The sequence below is a fragment of the Aeromicrobium phoceense genome (assembly GCF_013868155.1).
Taxonomy (GTDB): domain Bacteria; phylum Actinomycetota; class Actinomycetes; order Propionibacteriales; family Nocardioidaceae; genus Aeromicrobium; species Aeromicrobium phoceense.
This window is the reverse complement of sequence record NZ_JACEOG010000002.1, coordinates 215,171-232,298: the sequence shown is the minus strand read 5'-3', so window position 1 is coordinate 232,298 and position 17,128 is coordinate 215,171. Positions and strand designations below refer to the sequence as shown.

The window sequence follows — 17,128 nt, the reverse complement described above, 5'->3', positions numbered from 1 at the left end:
TCCCGGCTGACTCGAGGGTGTGGGCTCGAAGCCTGCCGCACGCCAAAAGTACCGGACCGGTACACAAGTCCGCCCGAAAATGGAACAAATACTTACTAACCAATGTCCTGACTGGGATTCCAGCCAGAATCGCGGCAGCTTCAGACGGGGCGGAGCAGCGCCGAGTGGATCGCGACGACCGGGGGCACGACGCTCGAGAGCCGGAGCCGCCGTCGCGGATCCGTGGCGCGGATCTGGCGCGACACCAGCTCCTCGGTCGCCCCGATCGCCCCGATGACCTCGAGGTCGGTGGGGACGCGGACCTGGGCCCCGGTCGCCGCGGCCAGGGTGGCGACCCGCGCGAGGCTGCGGGCATGGCGCTCGACGACGAGGTCGCGCTGGCGTCGCACGCGGTCGCCCGCGACGTGGACCTCCACCAGGAAGCTGCGGGCGAACGTGGGCCGGGCCTCCAAGCAGGTCATCAGGCCCTGCACCCCGAGTTCGATCCGCTCCTCCCACGCCGAGTCCGGCGTCCGCATCGCCTGGTCGCGGATGAACTGGACCAGCTGCTCGCTGATCGTCTCGTGCGCCGACGCGAAGGCCTCCTCCTTGTCGGAGAAGCACTGGTAGAAGGTGGTCCGCGAGACCCGCGCGCGCCGGGTGATGCCGGTGACGGTCGTTCGCGCGTACCCCGCGGCGGCGACCTCGTCGCAGACGGCCTGCAGGATGCGGCCCCGCTGGGACGCCTCGACCTCGCGCTCGGGCAGCGCCGCCCGGCCGCGCGGCAGCTCCAGCCGCTCGGGCAGCAGGCTCAGGGCGTCGTCGGGCACCGGGTCAGGCTAGCCCTGCAATTCCCGGGTGTCTCCTGTTCCTCACGGGGTTTTTCGCCGGTCTCTCGGCCCGGCGCCGACACGCGGGTGGGGAATCGTTGCTCCGACCCCGCCGAGACGCAACGTTTCGCTCGCGAGATCGCAAGAAAACGCGATTGTTTGCACCACGACGCCTGCGTAGCGTTGGCTTCATGAGCTCCGTGCCCTTCCTCGACGTCGCGAACACCATCCGCTGGGTCCGCACCCGCGGCGCCGAGGCGGTCATCGCCGGCATGACCGACGCCGTCGAGGCCGACTTCCGCCGCTGGACCGCCTTCGACAAGACGGCGCGCGTCGCCGCGCACTCCCCCGAGGGCGTCATCGAGCTGATGCCCACGAGCGACGGCGCGGCCTACGGGTTCAAGTACGTGAACGGCCACCCCGCCAACCCGGCGCGCGGCCTCCAGACCGTCACCGCGTTCGGCGTCCTGGCCGACGTCGCCTCGGGCTACCCCACGTTCGTGGCCGAGATGACGGTGCTGACGGCCCTGCGCACGGCGGCCACCTCGGCGATGGCGGCGCGCCACCTGGCCCGTCCGGACGCGCAGGTCATGGCGATGATCGGCACCGGGTCGCAGGCCGAGTTCCAGGCGCTCGGCTTCCGCGCCGCACTGGGCATCAGGTCACTGCGCGTGTGGGACGTCGACCCGGGCGCGATGGCGAAGTTCGTGCGCAACGTCGAGCCCCTCGGCTTCGAGGTGCACGTCGCGAGCAGCGCCGCGGACGCGGTGCTCGGCGCGGACGTGATCACCACGTGCACGGCCGACAAGCAGCGCGCGCTCGTCCTCACCGACGACATGGTGGCTCCCGGCGTGCACGTGAACGCGATCGGCGGCGACTGCCCCGGCAAGACCGAGCTCGACCCGGCGATCCTGCACCGTGCCGCGATCTTCGTGGAGTTCGAGCCCCAGACGCGCATCGAGGGCGAGATCCAAGCGGTCGCGGCCGACCACCCCGTCACCGAGCTGTGGCAGGTCATCGCGGGGACCGCCGCCGGCCGTCGCGACGCGTCCGACGTGACCGTCTTCGACTCGGTCGGCTTCGCCGTGGAGGACTTCGCGGCGCTGCGCTACGCGCACGAGTCCGTGGCGGGCACCGACCTGGTGGGCTGGCTCGACCTCGTCGCCGACCCGGCCGATCCCAAGGACCTCTTCGGCCTGGTGGCCGGCGCAGACACCCTGGTCGCCATCTCCTGACGCCTTCTCGACCCCCTGCACGGCTGACGCCGCGCAGGGGGTTGACGTCCGTCCGGGCCCGGGTCTAACCTGCAACCAAATGGTTGTACATACTCAGAACGAGCTGACCGACGCCGAGGTCGACCGCATCTTCCACGCCCTCGCCGACGCCACCCGACGCGACATCGTCCGACGCACCCTCGTGGGCGAGGCGTCCGTGTCCCGGCTGGCCGACTCGTACGACATGTCGTTCGCCGCGGTGCAGAAGCACGTGGCCGTCCTGGAAGGGGCCGGACTGGTGACCAAGCACCGACAAGGCCGCGAGCGACTGGTCCGTGGCAATCCCGACACGATCGCCCGGGCCCAGCACCTGCTCGACGAGTTCGAGCTCCTCTGGCGCTCGCGCGTCGAGCGTCTCGACGCCCTGCTGGCCGAAGACCCCGACCCCTCCTGAAAGGCACCACCATGCCCATCACCTCCGTGTCCAAGGACACCGACGACCTGACCATGACCGTGGTCGCCGACTTCCCCGTGCCGGTCCGCCGGCTGTGGGACGCCTACGCCGACCCCCGCCAGCTCGAGCGCTTCTGGGGACCCGTCGAGTGGCCCGCCACGTTCAGCCGCCACGACATGACCGCCGCCGGCGAGTCGCACTACGTGATGACCGGCCCCGAGGGCGAGACGAGCGCCGGGTACTGGAAGTTCCTGTCCGTCGACGAGGGCAAGGGCTTCGAGGTCGAGGACGGCTTCGCCTCCGAGCCCGGCGTCCCGAACCGCGACATGCCATCCATGCGGATGAGCTTCGCCTTCGAGGAGACCGGCGAGGGGTCGCGGGTCACCACCACGACGTGGTTCGCCTCGCTGCAGGACCTCGAGCAGCTGATCGCGGGCGGCATGGAGGAGGGCATGACCTCGGCGATGGGCCAGATGGACGAGGTCCTGGCCGACCTCGCCTCCTTCGCCGCCGGGTCGGGCACGCAGACCCAGCTGCTCGACGACACGCACGTGCGCGTCACCCGTGTCATCCGCGGCACCGTCGAGCAGGTGTGGCGCGCCCACACCGAGCCCGATCTCATGAAGCGCTGGCTGCTCGGACCCGACGGCTGGACGATGCCGGTGTGCGAGGTGGCCACCGAGGTCGGTGACACCTACCGCTACGAGTGGGAGCAGGAGGGCGGCGGCAACCGGTTCGGCTTCACCGGCGAGCTCCTCGAGGTCCACGCGCCCATCCGCAGCGTCACCACCGAGCGGATGATCGGGATGGAGGGCGAGGGGACGCTCAACGAGCAGACCCTCACCCCCGTCGAGGGCGGCACCCTGCTGACCGTCGTGATCACCTACCCGAGCCGCGAGCTGCGCGACCAGATCCTGGCCACCGGCATGACGGACGGCATGGAGACCAGCTACGCACGCCTGGAGCGCGAGGTGCTCGCCACCGTCTGACACAGGCTCCTCATCGCAGCCGCAGCGGCACCGCTGCGGCTGCGACGGCGCCCGAGGCGAGCACGAGCAGGGTCGCTCCGACAACCGGCGACGATCCGACGAACGCGGCGAAGACGACCGCGCCGACCGCCATCGCGAAGGCCTGGACCAGCGCGTCGTTGAGCTGCAGGGACGAGGAGACCCGTCCCGCCTCGCCGTCGTCGGCGGTGGCGAGCGCGAGCACCGCGAGCGTCGAGAACGCCATGCCGATGCCGAACCCGGCGACGGCCCACGCCACGACGGGGAGCACCAGCGGGACGCCGCCGAGCCCCACGGTCGCCGTGGTCGCCACGGCCAGCGCGACCAGCGTCGTGCCGAGGCGCACCCGGAGCAGCTCGTCGGCCAGCGCCGGCACCCGTGCGGCGGCCTGGGCCCCGAGGCACCACGCCACGGCGGCCGCGGTCAGCACCAGGCCGGCCTGCGAGAGCGAGAGCCCGCGCTCGGTCGTCAGCAGCAGCGGCAGGTAGGCCGCGGCACCGGCGAACGACGCCCCGACCAGGCCTCGCGCGACGAGCACGGCCGGCAGTCCCGGCCTGGCCCTCCAGGTTCCGGGAGGCAGCAGGCGCCCCGCGGCGACGAGGGCGGCCACGGTGCCGCCCACCACGAGGACGGGCCAGCCCTCGAGCTGGCGCTGACCGCCGACGGCCAGCGCCGAGACGCCGGTCGCCGCGAGTGCGGCCCATCCCAGTCGCCGTCGGTCGACCATGACCGAGGACGCCCCCGGCGCCCCGGCCGCCGACCGCACGAGCCACCACGACCCGAGCGCCACGGCGGGGACCGCGAGGAAGACCCAGCGCCATCCCACGAGGTCCGCGATGACCCCCGCGAGCAGCGGCCCCACGAGGGCGGGCAGGACCCACGCGGCGGTCATCACCGCGAACACCCGGGGCCGCAGGACGGCCGGGTAGGACTCCGCGACGACCACGTAGAGCGCGACGCCCAGCACGCCGCCACCCAGGCCGTGGACGAGCCGGCCTGCGAGGAAGCCCTCCATCGACGGCGCCAGTCCGGCGACCACGACCCCGACGCAGAACACCAGCACGCCGACGACCAGCGCCCGGGCGGTGCCGTGCCGGTCGACCCACTCGCCGGCCACCGACAGCGCCACCACCGAGGCGGCCATCGGCGCGGCGAACGCCAGCGCGTAGAGCGAGAGGCCGTCGAGGTCCCGAGCCACCTCCGGCATCACGGTGGCGACGGCCAGGGACTCGAACGCGAACAGGAAGGCGAGCGAGAACACGCCCACCGTCGTGCGCAGGTGCGGGCCCGCCCAGGGCGAGCCGGCCGGCGCCGTCCGCAGTGCGCTGCTCACCGCAGTCGCAGACTGATCACGCCGGCGGCCACGAAGCGGTGCCTCTCCTCGAGCCGGATGCAGCCGTCGACGAGGCGGGCGCGGGTGGACAGGGACGGGCGGACCCGGCGGCGCCGGGAGGGCTTCGACTGGAGCATGGCTTCATGGAACAACCTCAACTAAGGTTGAGGTCAATGACCGTCCTGCTCACTCCGTCCCAGGTCGCCGAACGTGCCGGCGTCGCGGTCTCGGCGCTGCACTTCTACGAGCGCGAGGGCCTCATCACGTCCACGCGCAGCGCGGGCAACCAGCGGCGCTACACCCGCGACGTCCTGCGCCGGATCGCCTTCATCCGCACGTCGCAGCGGGTGGGCATCTCGCTCGCCGAGATCCGCGAGGCGCTCTCGACGCTGCCGGTGGACCGGGCGCCGACGAAGGCCGACTGGCCGCGCCTCCCCCGCCGCTGGCGCACCTCGCTCGACGAGCGCATCGCCCGCCTGCAGCGGCTGCGCGACGACCTCGACGGCTGCATCGGGTGCGGGTGCCTCTCCCTGAAAAGGTGCCGCCTGCAGAACCCCGACGACACTCTCGGGGCGCAGGGACCGGGCGCCCGCCTGCTCGACCCGAGCTGAGGCCGCGCGGCACCTCGGAGAAGGACAGGCCGGTGCCCCCGCGTTCGGGGGGTCAACGGGGGCCCCGACCTGTCGACGGGGCTCGGTCGGGGGGAGACGAGCCGCACCGTCAGACGCAAAAGTACACGTTCAGTACATCTGGGTGCGCAGGACGCGCGGACGGATTCTCACGTGTCGTGCATCACGGCGCGGACGATCTGGGTGACCGGCGCCACCACCGACTGCAGGTCCAGACTCTCCCCATGGCGCCGGCAGCGCACCCGTCGCGCCGCGAGCTGGTCGAAGGCTCCGATGAGCCCGCGCACGACCTCGGGGTCGTGCAGCCGGATCGTGGGGTCACTGGCCCTGGAGGCCTTCGCGAGCTCGAGCAGGATCTCCACGTGGCGGTCCAGCATCTGCTCACGCTGCAAGGCCAGGCGCTCCCCCGCGGCAAGGATCTCGACGAAGAAGCAGATCGTGAAGGATCGAGCGGACTCGAGGACCTCGACGTAGGCCGTGAGGACGCTCGCGATGCGATCGTCGAAGTCCAGGTCGGGGCGCGAGAGCGTGGGCTCCCACACGCGCGCCACGGCCAGGTCGCTCGCGCTCCAGTGGGCACTGGCGAAGGCGTCCTCCTTGTCGGTGAACGCGTCGTAGAACGAGGTGCGCGAGACGTGGGCGCGCTTGGTGATCGCGGCGACGGTGGTCGCGTGGTAGCCCGACTCGGCGACCTCGTCGAGCGTGGCCTGCATGATCCGCCCACGGCGGGAGGCCTCCACCGCCGACTTCGACAGGGCCGAGCGTCCCCGGGGCAGGTCGAGGCGATCGGGCAGCAGGCTCAGCAGTCCGTCGTCCTCCACCTCCGCAGGATAATCGCCGTGATGCCACCGTGTCCGTGGTTCTGGAGTGACGCCCTGTTCGGTAGTGACTGGTGTTCGGCAGTGATGTGAGTCAGGCCCGCGCCTGCACGCGGCTCCACCCGTCGACGGTGCGCTCGACGGCGAGCTGGGCGGGGATCCGCTCCTTCATCGTCTCGACGTGGCTGATCAGTCCGATCGTGCGGCCGTTCTGGCGCAGCGCGTCGAGCGTGTGCATCGCCACCTCGAGCGTCTCGGCGTCCAGCGACCCGAAGCCCTCGTCGATGAACAGGGTGTCCAGGGTGATGCCGCCGGCCCGGTTGGTGACGACCTCGGCCAGGCCGAGGGCCAGCGCGAGTGAGGCGAGGAACTTCTCACCGCCGGAGAGCGACTCGGGACTGCGTGTGACCCCCGTGTAGTCGTCGCGCACTCGGACCTCGAGCCCCGAGTTGGACCCGCGGGTGGCGGTGACGTCACTGCGCTCGAGGGCGTAGCGGCCGCTCGACATCGCGTGCAGGCGCAGGTTCGCCGCGGCGACGATCTGCTCGAGCTCGGCGGCGAGCACGTAGCTCTCGACCCGCATGCGTCGGGTGTTGGGCGACTCGCCGTGCAGCGACCGCGCGAGCCGGTCGAGCACCTCGTACGAGGCGCGCGCCTCGGCATGGGTGGCCCATTCACGGCGGATCGCCGCAGCCACGCGGTTGGCGGTGGCGGCGCTCTCCTTCGCCGCGCCGTGGCGTTCGGTGGCGACCCGGCACACCTCGCGCGCCTGCGTGTGGACCTCCTGCGGGCGTGCGACGTCGGCCGGCTCGGCGGGCAGGTCCTGCAGCTCGGGTGCGGCGAGGGCGGTCTGGCTGGCGACCCGCAGCGCCTCGTGCCCCTCGATGCGGCGGGTGAGCTCGGCGATCGCGGAGGCGTCGAGGCGCGTCTCGAGGAACTCGTCCTCGTCGGCGAAGCCGTGGTGGTCCAGCGTGGTGGCGAACGTCTCGTCGCACTCGCGGAGCCGCTCGCGCGCCGTGCGCTCCGTGGCCCGGGCCTCGATGAGCTGGGCCGTGGCCTCGACGTGGCCGGTGACCACCGCGATGCGCTCGACGACCGATCCGGACGCGCCCCGGACGCGCGCGACGGTGGTGGCCAGCGCGGCGACCTGCTGGTCGGTGGCGACGGCGCGCTGCTCGACCGTGGCCCGCTGGACGCTGAGGTCGGCGAGCGCGGCCTCGATCCGCTCCTTGGCGGCCCGCGAGCTCACGCGCTCCTGCTCGGCCTGCTCCGCGCGAGTCAGCACGGCCTCGGCCTCGGTCACCGCCGCGGTGAGCTCGTCGAGGGGGCGGACCTCGGCCCAGCCCTGCACGGTGGCACGCAGCGCCGCGGCCTGCTCGCCCGCCCGCCGGGCCAGGTGGTCGGCCCGGTCGAACGCCTCCCGGGCGCGGTCGAGCGCGTCCTCGGTGACGTGGTCGTCGGCCAGGGCGGCGGGCACGGGGTGCTCGGCCGAGCCGCAGACGGCACAGGCCTCGCCGGCGACGAGCTCCTGGGCCAGGGTGCCGGCGTACTCGGCGAGGCGACGCTCGTTGAGCGAGTCCAGGGCCGTGGACGCGGCCGTGCGGGCCTTGCCGCACTTCAGCTCCTCGAGCTGGGCCTCGGCGAGGTGGCGCTCGGCGGTGGCCCGCTTGCGAGCGAGGTCGAGCTCGGCGCGCAGCCGCTCGAGGGCGGAGCCGGCCTGCTCGGGCGTGACGTCGATCTCGCGCTCGAGGACGGCGTCGTGGTGGCGGCACTGGACCGTGAGGTCGTCGGCGCGCAGCGCGAGGTCGTCGAGCTGCTCGGTGAGGGTGGCCGAGAGCGCGCGCAGCCGCTCCAGCTCCTGCTCGTCCGCGAGCCGCGCCGTGAGCACGGCGAGGTCGGCGGTGAGGGCATCGCGGTGGGCGGCGAGGTCGGCCGGCGGCGGGCCGTCGACGGCCTCGGCGAAGCGTGCCTCGGCGGCGACCAGACCGGCCGTGGCCTGCTCGGCACGACCGGCTGCGGAGACGCGGGCGCGATGGGCGACCTCGACCGACTGCGCCGCCACGGCGAGGTCGCGCCGGAGGCGGTCGGCCGCGATCCGGGGCGCCTGCTCGACGACGAGGGCCATCGCCTCGGTGGCGCTGGCGAGGCGACGCTGGCGCTCGGCCAGCTCGGTGGCCTGCTGAAGCAGCTCGGCGGCCGCCTCGACCTCCTTCGTGGCCTGGTCGAGGTCGGCCTTCGCCAGCTCGACGTCGGCGTCGAAGGCGACGAGGACCTGGGCGATCCACGCCTCGTCGGCCTCGGCGGGAGCCTCCTGCCCCGCGTGCTGGGCGAGCGTGGAGATCGTGGACGCGATGCCGGACTCCGCCGCGCGCAGCTCCTGGCGCAGCTCGCCGGCGCGCCGCTGCAGCTCGGTGTCGTAGTCGCTGAACCGCTCGCTGCGAAAGAGCGTGCGCAGCAGCCGCTGGCGCTCCTCGCTGGAGGCCACCAGGAAGCGCTGGAACTGACCCTGGGCGAGCAGGACGACCTGGAGGAACTGGTCGCAGCGCAGCGGCAGGATCTCGTGCAGCTCCTCGCCGACCGTGCGGGGCTGGGCGGCGAGGCCGACCCACTCATCCCCCTGCCTCACGGACAGCTCGGCGGTGGCCTTCTCGGGCGTCATCCCGGTGCCGCGCACCTTGGGCCGCAGGTACTCGGGGGTGCGCACGACACGGTAGGTGCGGCCGGCCGCGCTGAAGACCAGCTCCACCCGGGTGGGGTCGTTCGGCTCGCAGTGCGTGCTGCGCACCTGCTTGCCGCCCGCGGCGGCGTAGCGCGGAGCCGAGTCGTAGAGGGCGTAGACGATCGCGTCGAGGATGCTGGACTTGCCCGCGCCGGTGCGGCCGGTGATCAGGAAGATCCCGTGGTCGGCGAACGCGTCGAGGTCGACCGTCTGGGTGTCGCGGAACGGACCGAACCCCGTCATCGTCACCTGGTGGATCCTCATCGCGCCGCCTCCGTCCCGGCGACGTGGCCGACGAGGTCGTCGAGGATCTGCGCCTCGGCCTCGGTGGGGCCCTCGCCGCCGCGCACGAACGCGAGGAACTCGGCCATCACCTGCTGGTCGGTGAGGGTGGCCAGGCGCCGCGGGTCGATGGGCGACGCCGACGCGTCGACGTGGCTGGGCCGGAACTCCAGCAGCGCGCAGTGCGGGAAGCGGCCCTGGAGCCGGCGCATGGGGTCGTCGGGGCGCGCGACGTCGGTGAGGATCGCGCGGACCCAGTGCGACTCGCGATCGGTGAGCCCGGGGTCGGACAGGAGCTCGTCGAGCGTGCCGGTGAGGGTGGTCAGCGCCCGGGGCACGGGGAGGTCGAGCCACTCGACCGGGCCGAGCCCGTCGGCGTCGAGCGTGACGAGCCACGCCCCGCGCGGCTTGTCCTGCTCGGAGAACGACAGGTGCAGCGGCGCCCCGCTGTAGCGGACGTGGGGCGCGAGCGTGTTGCGGCCGTGGATGTGGCCGAGGGCGGCATAGGTGACGCCGTCGAACACGGGCACGGGCACGCGGTCGAGACCACCGGCGGTGATGCCCCGCTCGGACTCGCACGACTCGCCCTCGGCGCCCGACACGAAGGTGTGGGCGAGCACGACGGAGCGACCGCCTCGCGTGGCGAGGTCGGCGCGGATGTTGTCGAGGGCGAACCCGATCGCGTCGGCCTGGTGGGCCAGGCGCTGGTCGGGCCACACGTGCCGGATGAGCGCGGGCTCGAGGTAGGCGATGCCGTAGAAGTGGACCGGACCGTGCTGGTCCTCGACCGTGATCGGCGTGGCGTGGTCCTGCGGCCGCGTGACGATGTGGACGCCGGCCTCGTGCAGGAACGCCGCCTTCGCGCCCAGCCGCGCCGGCGAGTCGTGGTTGCCGCTGGTGACGATCACCCGGGCGCCGGTGTCGCGCAGGGCGACCAGGACGCGGTCGAGCTCCTCCACCGCGGCGGCCGACGGGGTGGACGAGTCGAAGACGTCGCCCGCCACCACCACGACGTCGACCGCGTGCTCGTGGACGGCCTCCACGAGCGCGTCGAGCACGGAGGCGAGGGCCTCTGCGGTCGAGTGCTGGTGGAACGTCCGACCGATGTGCCAGTCGGACGTGTGGAGGATCTTCACGTCTTCGACGCTAACCAGCGGCTCCGACAATTCCGCGGACCCCGGGCCGGGCGGGTCGTCGTGGATCGCCCGGCGGCGTGCGGCGTTCGCCACAGCGGGTCCCCGCTAGGGTCGGGGGCATGGCGATCGTCCTGCTCGTCCGGCACGGACGGTCCACCGCGAACACCTCGGGCACGCTGGCCGGCCGGCTCCCCGACATCCACCTCGACGAGCTCGGCCTCACCCAGGTCGAGGCCACCGGCGCGCGGCTGGCCGACCTGAGCCTGGCCGACGTCGTCACGAGCCCTCTCGAGCGCTGCCGCGAGACCGCCGCCGCGATCGCCGGCCGGCACGGCATCGAGCCCACGGTCGACGAGTCGATCACCGAGTGCGGGTACGGCGACTGGCAGGGCCGGGCGCTGAAGGACCTCGCCGCCGAGGATCTGTGGAAGACCGTCCAGCACCATCCCGCCGCGGCCGCCTTCCCCGGCGGGGAGTCGCTGGCCGCGATGCAGGCCCGCGGCGTCGCGGCCATCCGCGGGCACGACGCGCGCATCGAGGCCGAGCACGGCGCCCACGCCGTGTGGGTCGCGGTCTCGCACGGCGACGTGATCAAGGCCGTCCTGGCGGACGCCCTGGGCATGCACCTCGACCTGTTCCAGCGGCTGCACGTCGACCCGGCCTCGGTGTCGATCGTGCGCTACGGAGCCCGCCGTCCCGACGTCGTGGCCGTCAACACGTCGGCCGGCGACCTGTCCTGGCTGCGCGCGCCGGCCACCGCCGACGACGCCGCGGTCGGTGGCGGCGCGGGTCGCTGAGACCCCCGCGGCCCAGCGCTCTCGCGACCGGGCTCCTAGCATGGAGACATGGCTCAACGGGTGCACGAATTCGACTGGCCCGATCGTCTCGTCATCGGCACGGTCGGCCGTCCCGGAGAGCGGTCCTTCTACCTCCAGGCGCGGACGGGTGAGCACGTCGTCAGCGCCCTGATGGAGAAGGAGCAGTCGGCCACCCTCGCCGAGAAGCTGGACGAGGTCCTCGACGAGCTGATGTCCCAGGACGGCAACCCGTTCAGCGTCCCGGCCGCCGCACCCGAGGGACTCGACGACCACGCACCGCTGGACGCCCCCGTGGTGGAGCAGTTCCGCGTGGGCATCCTCTCCCTCGGCTTCGACCCCACCACGGCCCAGGTCGTGATCGAGGCGTTCCCGCTGGTCGAGGACTCCCCCGAGTCGCTCCTCGAGCCCGAGGAGGACGGCCCCTCCGAGGTGCTGCACGTGCGGATCCCCGTCGGCGCGGCACGCTCGTTCTGCAAGCGCACCCGCGAGGTGGTCGGCGCGGGCCGGCCCACCTGCCCGCTGTGCCTGGCCCCGATCGACGACGACGGCCACGTGTGCCGTCCGGCCGACGACGACACCTGGTGATGCTCGAGGGAGACCTCGAGCTGGAGGGCCGCGTCCTCCCGGCCTCGAACGCCACCTTCGTCGGCCGCATCGACGGCGTGCGCGTGGTCTACAAGCCCGTCGCCGGCGAGCGCCCGTTGTGGGACTTCCCGGGCGCCGTCCTGGCGGGCCGCGAGATCGCCTCGCGGGTCGTCTCGGAGGCGACGGGGTGGAACATCGTGCCCCCCACGTGGTGGGCCGACGGACCGCACGGGCCCGGCATGCTCCAGCTCTGGCAGGACGCCGACCCCGAGTCCGAGGCCGTCACCCTGGTGCCGGCCGACGACCGGCCCGGGGGCTGGTGCCACGTCCTCGACGGGCTGGACGCCGAGGATCGCCCCGTCTCGCTGGTGCACGAGGACTCCCCCGGCCTGCGGCGGATGGCGGTCTTCGACGTCCTGGTCAACAACGCCGACCGCAAGGGCGGTCACGTGCTGGCGATGCCGGACGGTCACCGGTACGGGGTCGACCACGGCCTGACGTTCCACGAGGAGCCCAAGCTGCGCACGGTCCTGTGGGGCTGGCTCGGCGCGGCGCTGACCGACGACGAGCTGGCCGGCGTGAGCCGGGTGCGCGACGGCCTGGCCGCCGACCTCGGCGAGGAGCTCCAGCAGTGGCTCGGCGAGCCCGAGCTGGCGGCGCTGGCCCGCCGCTGCGACCGGCTGCTGGCCGACCGGGTCTTCCCCTCCCCCGAGGGCGACATGCCCGCCGTGCCCTGGCCACCGTTCTGAGGGCTCCCCCACGACACACGGCGACGGCCGCCCGGTGACACCGGGCGGCCGTTCCTCTCGAGTCGGGTCAGATGGTGGCCAGCTCCGCCTCGCGGGTCTTCGCGTGACGCAGGCCCAGCACCGAGAGCAGGGCCAGCAGCGCGGCTCCCACGAAGGAGGCGATGGCGGCGAGCCCGGCGATCAGGCCCATCGTGCCGAACGCGTAGGCGTTGAGGAGCAGCCCGCGCAGGGTGTTGCCCATGAAGAGCGACTGGCGCAGCGCGGCGACCTGCTGGCCGGCCTCGGACGCCTTCTCCTGGTCGGTCAGCTGCATGAACTCACCGCTGACCTCCTCGTACGTGCGGTTCCCGCTCGAGGCGTTCATGTGGGCGAGGATGTAGTGGTCGGCGAAGGCGCGTGCCTCGGCCCCGGTGTCCAGTGCGCTGCCGGCGTAGGGCTCGAGGGCCGTGCGGTCCGCGTCGGAGAGGCTCTTGATCGCCTCGCCCTCGGGCATCGTGATGCGCTGGGACACCAGCTGCGACTGCACCTGGTCCTCGATGAAGAAGTGGGCCCAGGAGGCCAGTCCGCCCACGACCACCAGCAGGGCTGCCAGGACCAGTCCGGTCCACGAGATGAGCTTGTCGAATGCCGAGCGGCGCATGATCTGTTCCTCCTGTGCGGTGACTCCGCGTCGTTGCGGCGTCACCACCGACGCTACGGAGCACCGCACCCGGGCGGATGAGGCGAACGGACCCACCTGTCCGGGACCTTCGTCCCGGGTCGGTAGTGATCAGGCACGACGACGCCCGGCCCCCGAGAAGGGACCGGGCGTCGCTCGTGCGCCGGGTGTCAGGCCTGGGTCTGGAACTCCGGCAGGTTGCGCTTCATGACCTTGCCCGTGGGGTTGCGGGGCAGCTCGTCGAGGAACATCACCGCACGCGGCACGGCGAAGCGTGCGACGTGCTCCTTGGCGTACTCCACGACCTCCTCCTGCGTGAGGGTCTCGCCCTCGCGCGGCACGACGTACGCGGCGAGGCACTGGCCCCACTGCGGGTCGGGGATGCCCGTGACGACGACGTCCTGGACCTTCGGGTGCTCGATGAGCGCGTCCTCCAGCTCGCGGGGGAAGACGTTCTCACCGCCGGAGATCACCATGTCGTCGTCGCGGCCGGCGACGAACAGACGGCCGGCCTCGTCGAAGTAGCCGAGGTCGCCCGAGTGCATGAGGCCGTCGCGGAAGTCCTTCGTGCGGCCGTCGGTGTACCCGGCGAACATCATCGAGTTGCCGACGTAGATGACGCCCGTCTCGCCCTGGGGCACCTCGTGGCCGTTCTCGTCGAGCACCTTGACCACGGTGTGCCACGGCACGCGGCCCGCGGTGCCGGGCGCGGCGCGCAGGTCCTTCGGGTCGGCGATGGAGACCCAGCCGGTCTCGGTGGCGCCGTAGAAGTTGTAGACCGAGTCGGTGAACGTGTCCATGAAGTGGGTCGCGAGCTCGCCGGCCAGCGCCGAGCCGCTCGAGGCGGTGATCTGCAGGCTGGAGACGTCGCTGCTCTTGATCACCTCGGGATCGGCGTCGACGAGGCGCTGCATCATGAGCGGCACCACGACCAGGACCTGCGCCTGGTGGGTGTCGATGTCGCGGATGACCTGCTCGGGCACGAAGCGGCGGCGCAGGACGTAGGTGGGGACCGTGGACAGGCCGAACCCGAAGTTCAGCAGGCCCCACGAGTGGAAGAGCGGCGCCGCGATGACGACGGTGGAGTTGCCCTCGTAGGGGATGGAGCCGAAGAAGGTCAGCAGCGGCTCGAGGTTCTCGGGCTCCTTGCGCTTGGCGCCCTTGGGCAGGCCGGTGGTGCCCGAGGTGAAGATCACGATGCCGCCGGGCTTCTCGGGCTTGGGGTGGTCCGCGGCCGACTTGCCGGCGGCCAGGCCGCTCAGCGTGGGCAGGCCGTGGGTGTCGTCGTCCTCCCACGCCACGACGAGCAGGTCGCGGTCGATCTCGCCCGCGACGTGGAGGAACTCCTGGTCGAGGATGACCATCTTGGCGCTCTCGCGCTTCGTGAGCTCGCTGAGCTGGCCGGCGCTGGCCATCGTGTTGAGCAGCAGCATGCGGCCGCCCATCTGGCTGATCGCGACCATGGCGATCACCATGTGGCGGTGGTTGCGGCACAGCACGGCGATCGGGTCGCCGGGCACGAAGCCGCGGTCCTTGAGCGCCTGCGTGACGCGGTTGACCGCGTCGCTCGTCTCACGCCAGGTCAGCTGACCGGCGTCGTCGATGATGGCGACCTGCTGAGGCTTGCGCGCCGCAGCGGCGCCGACGGCCGACGGGAAGCCCGGGCCCCACGCCGCGAGCTTCTTGCCTGCCTTCACCAGCCGGACGGGGTTCTGGGCCTTCAGCAGGCCGATCCTGCGCAGCACCTTCAACTTGTAACCGAGGTCGCCCATCATCTCTCCAGATCCTGTGTGTACCGGCGGGTAGTGTGACGTAGGTTACCAGCGGGTCACTTGATCGCGTGAGCGCGTTGTCCAAGATGCGGCGTGGATCACACTCCGCCTGTCCGCGCGGCGCGGCGCGACTGTAACCGAGAGTGACGTTCCACCGCCGAAACTCGCTCGGATACCAGCCGTTTTCAGATACCCGAGGAATGTCGCCGAAACCCTCGTGCCAGCGGCCTCCTGAGCGCAGGATGGGCGGGTGGACGCGGGGACGTCCGGGACGGGAGTGGTTCAGGTGACGAGTTCGGTGGCGGTGGTGACCGGTGGAGCGGGGGCCGTGGGACTGGCCTCGGCGAAGCTGCTCGCCCGCGACCACCACGTGGTCCTCAGCGACGGCCGCGGGGAGCGGCTCAGCCGCGCGCTCGACGAGCTGGACTCCCTCGGCGTCTCCGCCGAGTCGATCGTCGCCGACGTCACCGACCGGGGGTCGGTGGAGGCGCTCATGCGCGCCGCCCGCCAGGCCGGGCCCATCGCGTCGGTGGTGCACGCCGGCGGCGGCGCCACGGCCGACGCCTCGCCCGAGGACATCGTGCGGGCCCGCGTCCTGGGCACCATGAACGTCACCGCCGCCACGCTGGCCGTCGCCGGGCTCGGCACGACGCTGGTCCACGCGTCGGCGCACTCCCCCGCCCGGGTGCTCCCGGCGCTGCCTCGGTGGGTCTTCCGCCTCGCGCCGACCGATCCCGAGGGACTCGTCACGGCCCTGACCCGCCTCGCGAGCCTCGGTCCCGCACGCCGGGCGCCGGCCGTGGCGCACGCCCTGAGCACCACCTTCCTGCAGTGGTACGCCGACGGGATGTCCGTCGCGTTCGACGCCTGCGGCGCGCGACTGAGGTCGACCGCCGCCGAGTCGGTGGTCGACCTCTGCCGCGCCGATCTGGCACCGGCGCCCTCCCACAGCGCCGTGGCCTGATCCACAGCCCCGTCAGTCGGTCCTCCGCGCGAGCATGACGCGGTGGAACGGCGTCGTGGCCACCGTCTCGCACGACGCGAAGCCGGCGCCGGTGACGATCTGCTCCACCCGGGCGGGCCCTGCCTGCGTGCCGATCGCGGCCGCGCCCTCTTGGGAGAGCGAGGCCGGCGTACACAGCAGGGTGGAGAACCCGTAGTACGCGCGGCCGACCGGGTTGAAGTTGTCCTGAGGCGCGTCGCCCGCCATCGGCTCGACGATGAGCCAGCGACCCCCGTCGGCCAGCAGGCGGTGCACGTGCCGGGCGGCACCGTCGGGATCGCCCATGTCGTGCAACGCGTCGAACGTCGTGGCCAGGTCGAAGCCCTCACCGCCGACCTTGACCGCGAGCGAGGTCTCGAAGCTCGTGTTCGCACCGACGCCGGCGTCCTCGGCCCGGCGGCGCGCCACCTCGATCGACGGCTCGTGGTAGTCCGACCCGACGAACCGCGACTGCGGGAACGCCTGCGCCATCAGCACGGTCGACGCGCCGTGCCCGCAGCCGATGTCGGCCACCCGGATCCCGCGCCTCAGGTCCTCGTCGAGTCCGGCGGCCGGCAGCCACGCATCGACCAGGTATGCCTGGTAGGACGGCGCGAAGAACCGCTCGCAGCCGTCGATCACGTCGTTGCCGTGCTCGTGCCAGCCGACCCCCGTGCCGCTGCGCGCCGCCTCGGCCAGCCGGCCGGCGTCGGCCACGGTCCCGAGCGCGATCTGGAACAGGCCCGGCAGGTAGGCCGGACTCGAGGCGTCGGTCAGCGCGACGGCGTGCTCGGCGGGCAGGGTGAACCGTCCCGAGGCCTCGTCGAGCTCGATGAAGCCGCCCGCCGCCTGCGCGTGGCACCACTCGCGGGCGTAGGGCTCGGCGGTGGAGGTTCGCCCGGCGAGCTCGGCCGCGGTGAGCGGACCGTGCTCGGCCAGCGCGCGGTAGTAGCCGAGCTCGTCCCCGAGGACGACGAGTGCGGTGTTGAGGGTGGCGCCAACCTCCTCGACGGCGCGGAAGACGAACGCCATCAGGCGGTCCTGGTCGATCGTCGGGGTGGTGGTCTGCTGCGTGGTCATGATGACTCCTGAGGGGGCTCGTCCGGGGGCCCTCCCAGCATGCGTTCGGCCCGGATCCGCAGGCTGTTCCGGTGCTACAGTCC

At 72.7% G+C, this 17,128-nt stretch carries 17 protein-coding genes; 8 read left to right on the top strand and 9 right to left on the bottom strand.

The genetic code is table 11. From position 1 onward, the window contains the following. Positions 1-140: 140 nt before the first annotated feature. Complete coding sequence (locus tag H1W00_RS14410) at positions 141-809, bottom strand: TetR family transcriptional regulator (protein ID WP_181756520.1); 669 nt, start codon at positions 807-809, stop codon at positions 141-143. A gap of 191 nt (positions 810-1,000) precedes the next feature. On the opposite strand from H1W00_RS14410, the gene H1W00_RS14405 reads away from it, so the two are divergent. From H1W00_RS14405 to H1W00_RS14395, 3 genes are all read left to right on the top strand, one after another. Further along, positions 1,001-2,044: an ornithine cyclodeaminase gene (locus H1W00_RS14405; protein ID WP_181756519.1), complete on the top strand. Its 1,044-nt coding sequence runs from the start codon at positions 1,001-1,003 to the stop codon at positions 2,042-2,044. Between the two features lie 79 nt (positions 2,045-2,123). Further along, entirely contained in the window at positions 2,124-2,477 is a 354-nt protein-coding gene (locus H1W00_RS14400) for an ArsR/SmtB family transcription factor (RefSeq protein ID WP_181756518.1), read from the top strand. 11 nt (positions 2,478-2,488) lie between these two features. Next, positions 2,489-3,466 carry an SRPBCC family protein gene (locus H1W00_RS14395; RefSeq protein ID WP_181756517.1) on the top strand — a complete coding sequence of 326 codons (978 nt, stop codon included), beginning with the start codon at positions 2,489-2,491 and terminating at the stop codon, positions 3,464-3,466. Between the two features lie 10 nt (positions 3,467-3,476). Here the strand turns inward: H1W00_RS14395 and H1W00_RS14390 are convergent, their stop codons facing one another. Together H1W00_RS14390 and H1W00_RS14385 are read right to left on the bottom strand one after the other, a co-directional pair. After that, on the bottom strand, positions 3,477-4,817 hold the full coding sequence (locus H1W00_RS14390; RefSeq protein WP_181756516.1) for an MFS transporter: 1,341 nt from the start codon (positions 4,815-4,817) through the stop codon (positions 3,477-3,479). Beyond that, a complete protein-coding gene (locus H1W00_RS14385; RefSeq protein ID WP_181756515.1) occupies positions 4,814-4,954 on the bottom strand; it encodes a hypothetical protein in 141 nt (46 codons plus the stop codon). The genes H1W00_RS14390 and H1W00_RS14385 overlap by 4 nt, the downstream gene beginning before the upstream one ends. A gap of 36 nt (positions 4,955-4,990) precedes the next feature. Here H1W00_RS14385 and soxR point away from each other — a divergent pair, with 36 nt between their 5' ends. Further along, positions 4,991-5,428, top strand: a complete 438-nt coding sequence (soxR, locus tag H1W00_RS14380; protein WP_276568838.1) for a redox-sensitive transcriptional activator SoxR — start codon at positions 4,991-4,993, stop codon at positions 5,426-5,428. 167 nt (positions 5,429-5,595) lie between these two features. Here soxR and H1W00_RS14375 read toward each other — a convergent pair whose 3' ends face one another. From H1W00_RS14375 to H1W00_RS14365, 3 genes are all read right to left on the bottom strand, one after another. Continuing rightward, positions 5,596-6,267 carry a TetR/AcrR family transcriptional regulator gene (locus H1W00_RS14375; protein WP_181756513.1) on the bottom strand — a complete coding sequence of 224 codons (672 nt, stop codon included), beginning with the start codon at positions 6,265-6,267 and terminating at the stop codon, positions 5,596-5,598. A gap of 91 nt (positions 6,268-6,358) precedes the next feature. Continuing rightward, positions 6,359-9,247: an AAA family ATPase gene (locus tag H1W00_RS14370; protein ID WP_181756512.1), complete on the bottom strand. Its 2,889-nt coding sequence runs from the start codon at positions 9,245-9,247 to the stop codon at positions 6,359-6,361. Beyond that, entirely contained in the window at positions 9,244-10,401 is a 1,158-nt protein-coding gene (locus H1W00_RS14365) for an exonuclease SbcCD subunit D C-terminal domain-containing protein (protein ID WP_181756511.1), read from the bottom strand. The genes H1W00_RS14370 and H1W00_RS14365 overlap by 4 nt, the downstream gene beginning before the upstream one ends. 119 nt (positions 10,402-10,520) lie before the next feature. On the opposite strand from H1W00_RS14365, the gene H1W00_RS14360 reads away from it, so the two are divergent. Genes H1W00_RS14360 through H1W00_RS14350 form a run of 3 tightly spaced genes read left to right on the top strand, consistent with a single transcriptional unit; the run spans position 10,521 to position 12,553 of the window. Continuing rightward, on the top strand, positions 10,521-11,198 hold the full coding sequence (locus H1W00_RS14360) for a histidine phosphatase family protein (protein ID WP_181756510.1): 678 nt from the start codon (positions 10,521-10,523) through the stop codon (positions 11,196-11,198). A 48-nt stretch (positions 11,199-11,246) separates the two neighbouring features. After that, entirely contained in the window at positions 11,247-11,804 is a 558-nt protein-coding gene (locus H1W00_RS14355; RefSeq protein WP_181756509.1) for a DUF3090 domain-containing protein, read from the top strand. Beyond that, positions 11,804-12,553, top strand: a complete 750-nt coding sequence (locus tag H1W00_RS14350) for an SCO1664 family protein (protein ID WP_181756841.1) — start codon at positions 11,804-11,806, stop codon at positions 12,551-12,553. The genes H1W00_RS14355 and H1W00_RS14350 overlap by 1 nt, the downstream gene beginning before the upstream one ends. A gap of 67 nt (positions 12,554-12,620) precedes the next feature. Here the strand turns inward: H1W00_RS14350 and H1W00_RS14345 are convergent, their stop codons facing one another. Further along, positions 12,621-13,193 carry a hypothetical protein gene (locus H1W00_RS14345; RefSeq protein WP_181756508.1) on the bottom strand — a complete coding sequence of 191 codons (573 nt, stop codon included), beginning with the start codon at positions 13,191-13,193 and terminating at the stop codon, positions 12,621-12,623. 188 nt (positions 13,194-13,381) lie between these two features. Beyond that, the gene (locus tag H1W00_RS14340) at positions 13,382-14,983 is read right to left on the bottom strand and encodes an AMP-binding protein (RefSeq protein WP_181756507.1); all 1,602 of its coding nucleotides are present in this window, start codon (positions 14,981-14,983) and stop codon (positions 13,382-13,384) included. Between the two features lie 286 nt (positions 14,984-15,269). Here H1W00_RS14340 and H1W00_RS14335 point away from each other — a divergent pair, with 286 nt between their 5' ends. Beyond that, entirely contained in the window at positions 15,270-15,947 is a 678-nt protein-coding gene (locus H1W00_RS14335; protein ID WP_181756506.1) for an SDR family NAD(P)-dependent oxidoreductase, read from the top strand. 12 nt (positions 15,948-15,959) lie between these two features. On the opposite strand, the gene H1W00_RS14330 is transcribed toward H1W00_RS14335, so the two are convergent. After that, the gene (locus H1W00_RS14330) at positions 15,960-17,045 is read right to left on the bottom strand and encodes a methyltransferase domain-containing protein (RefSeq protein WP_181756505.1); all 1,086 of its coding nucleotides are present in this window, start codon (positions 17,043-17,045) and stop codon (positions 15,960-15,962) included. Positions 17,046-17,128 lie beyond the last annotated feature (83 nt).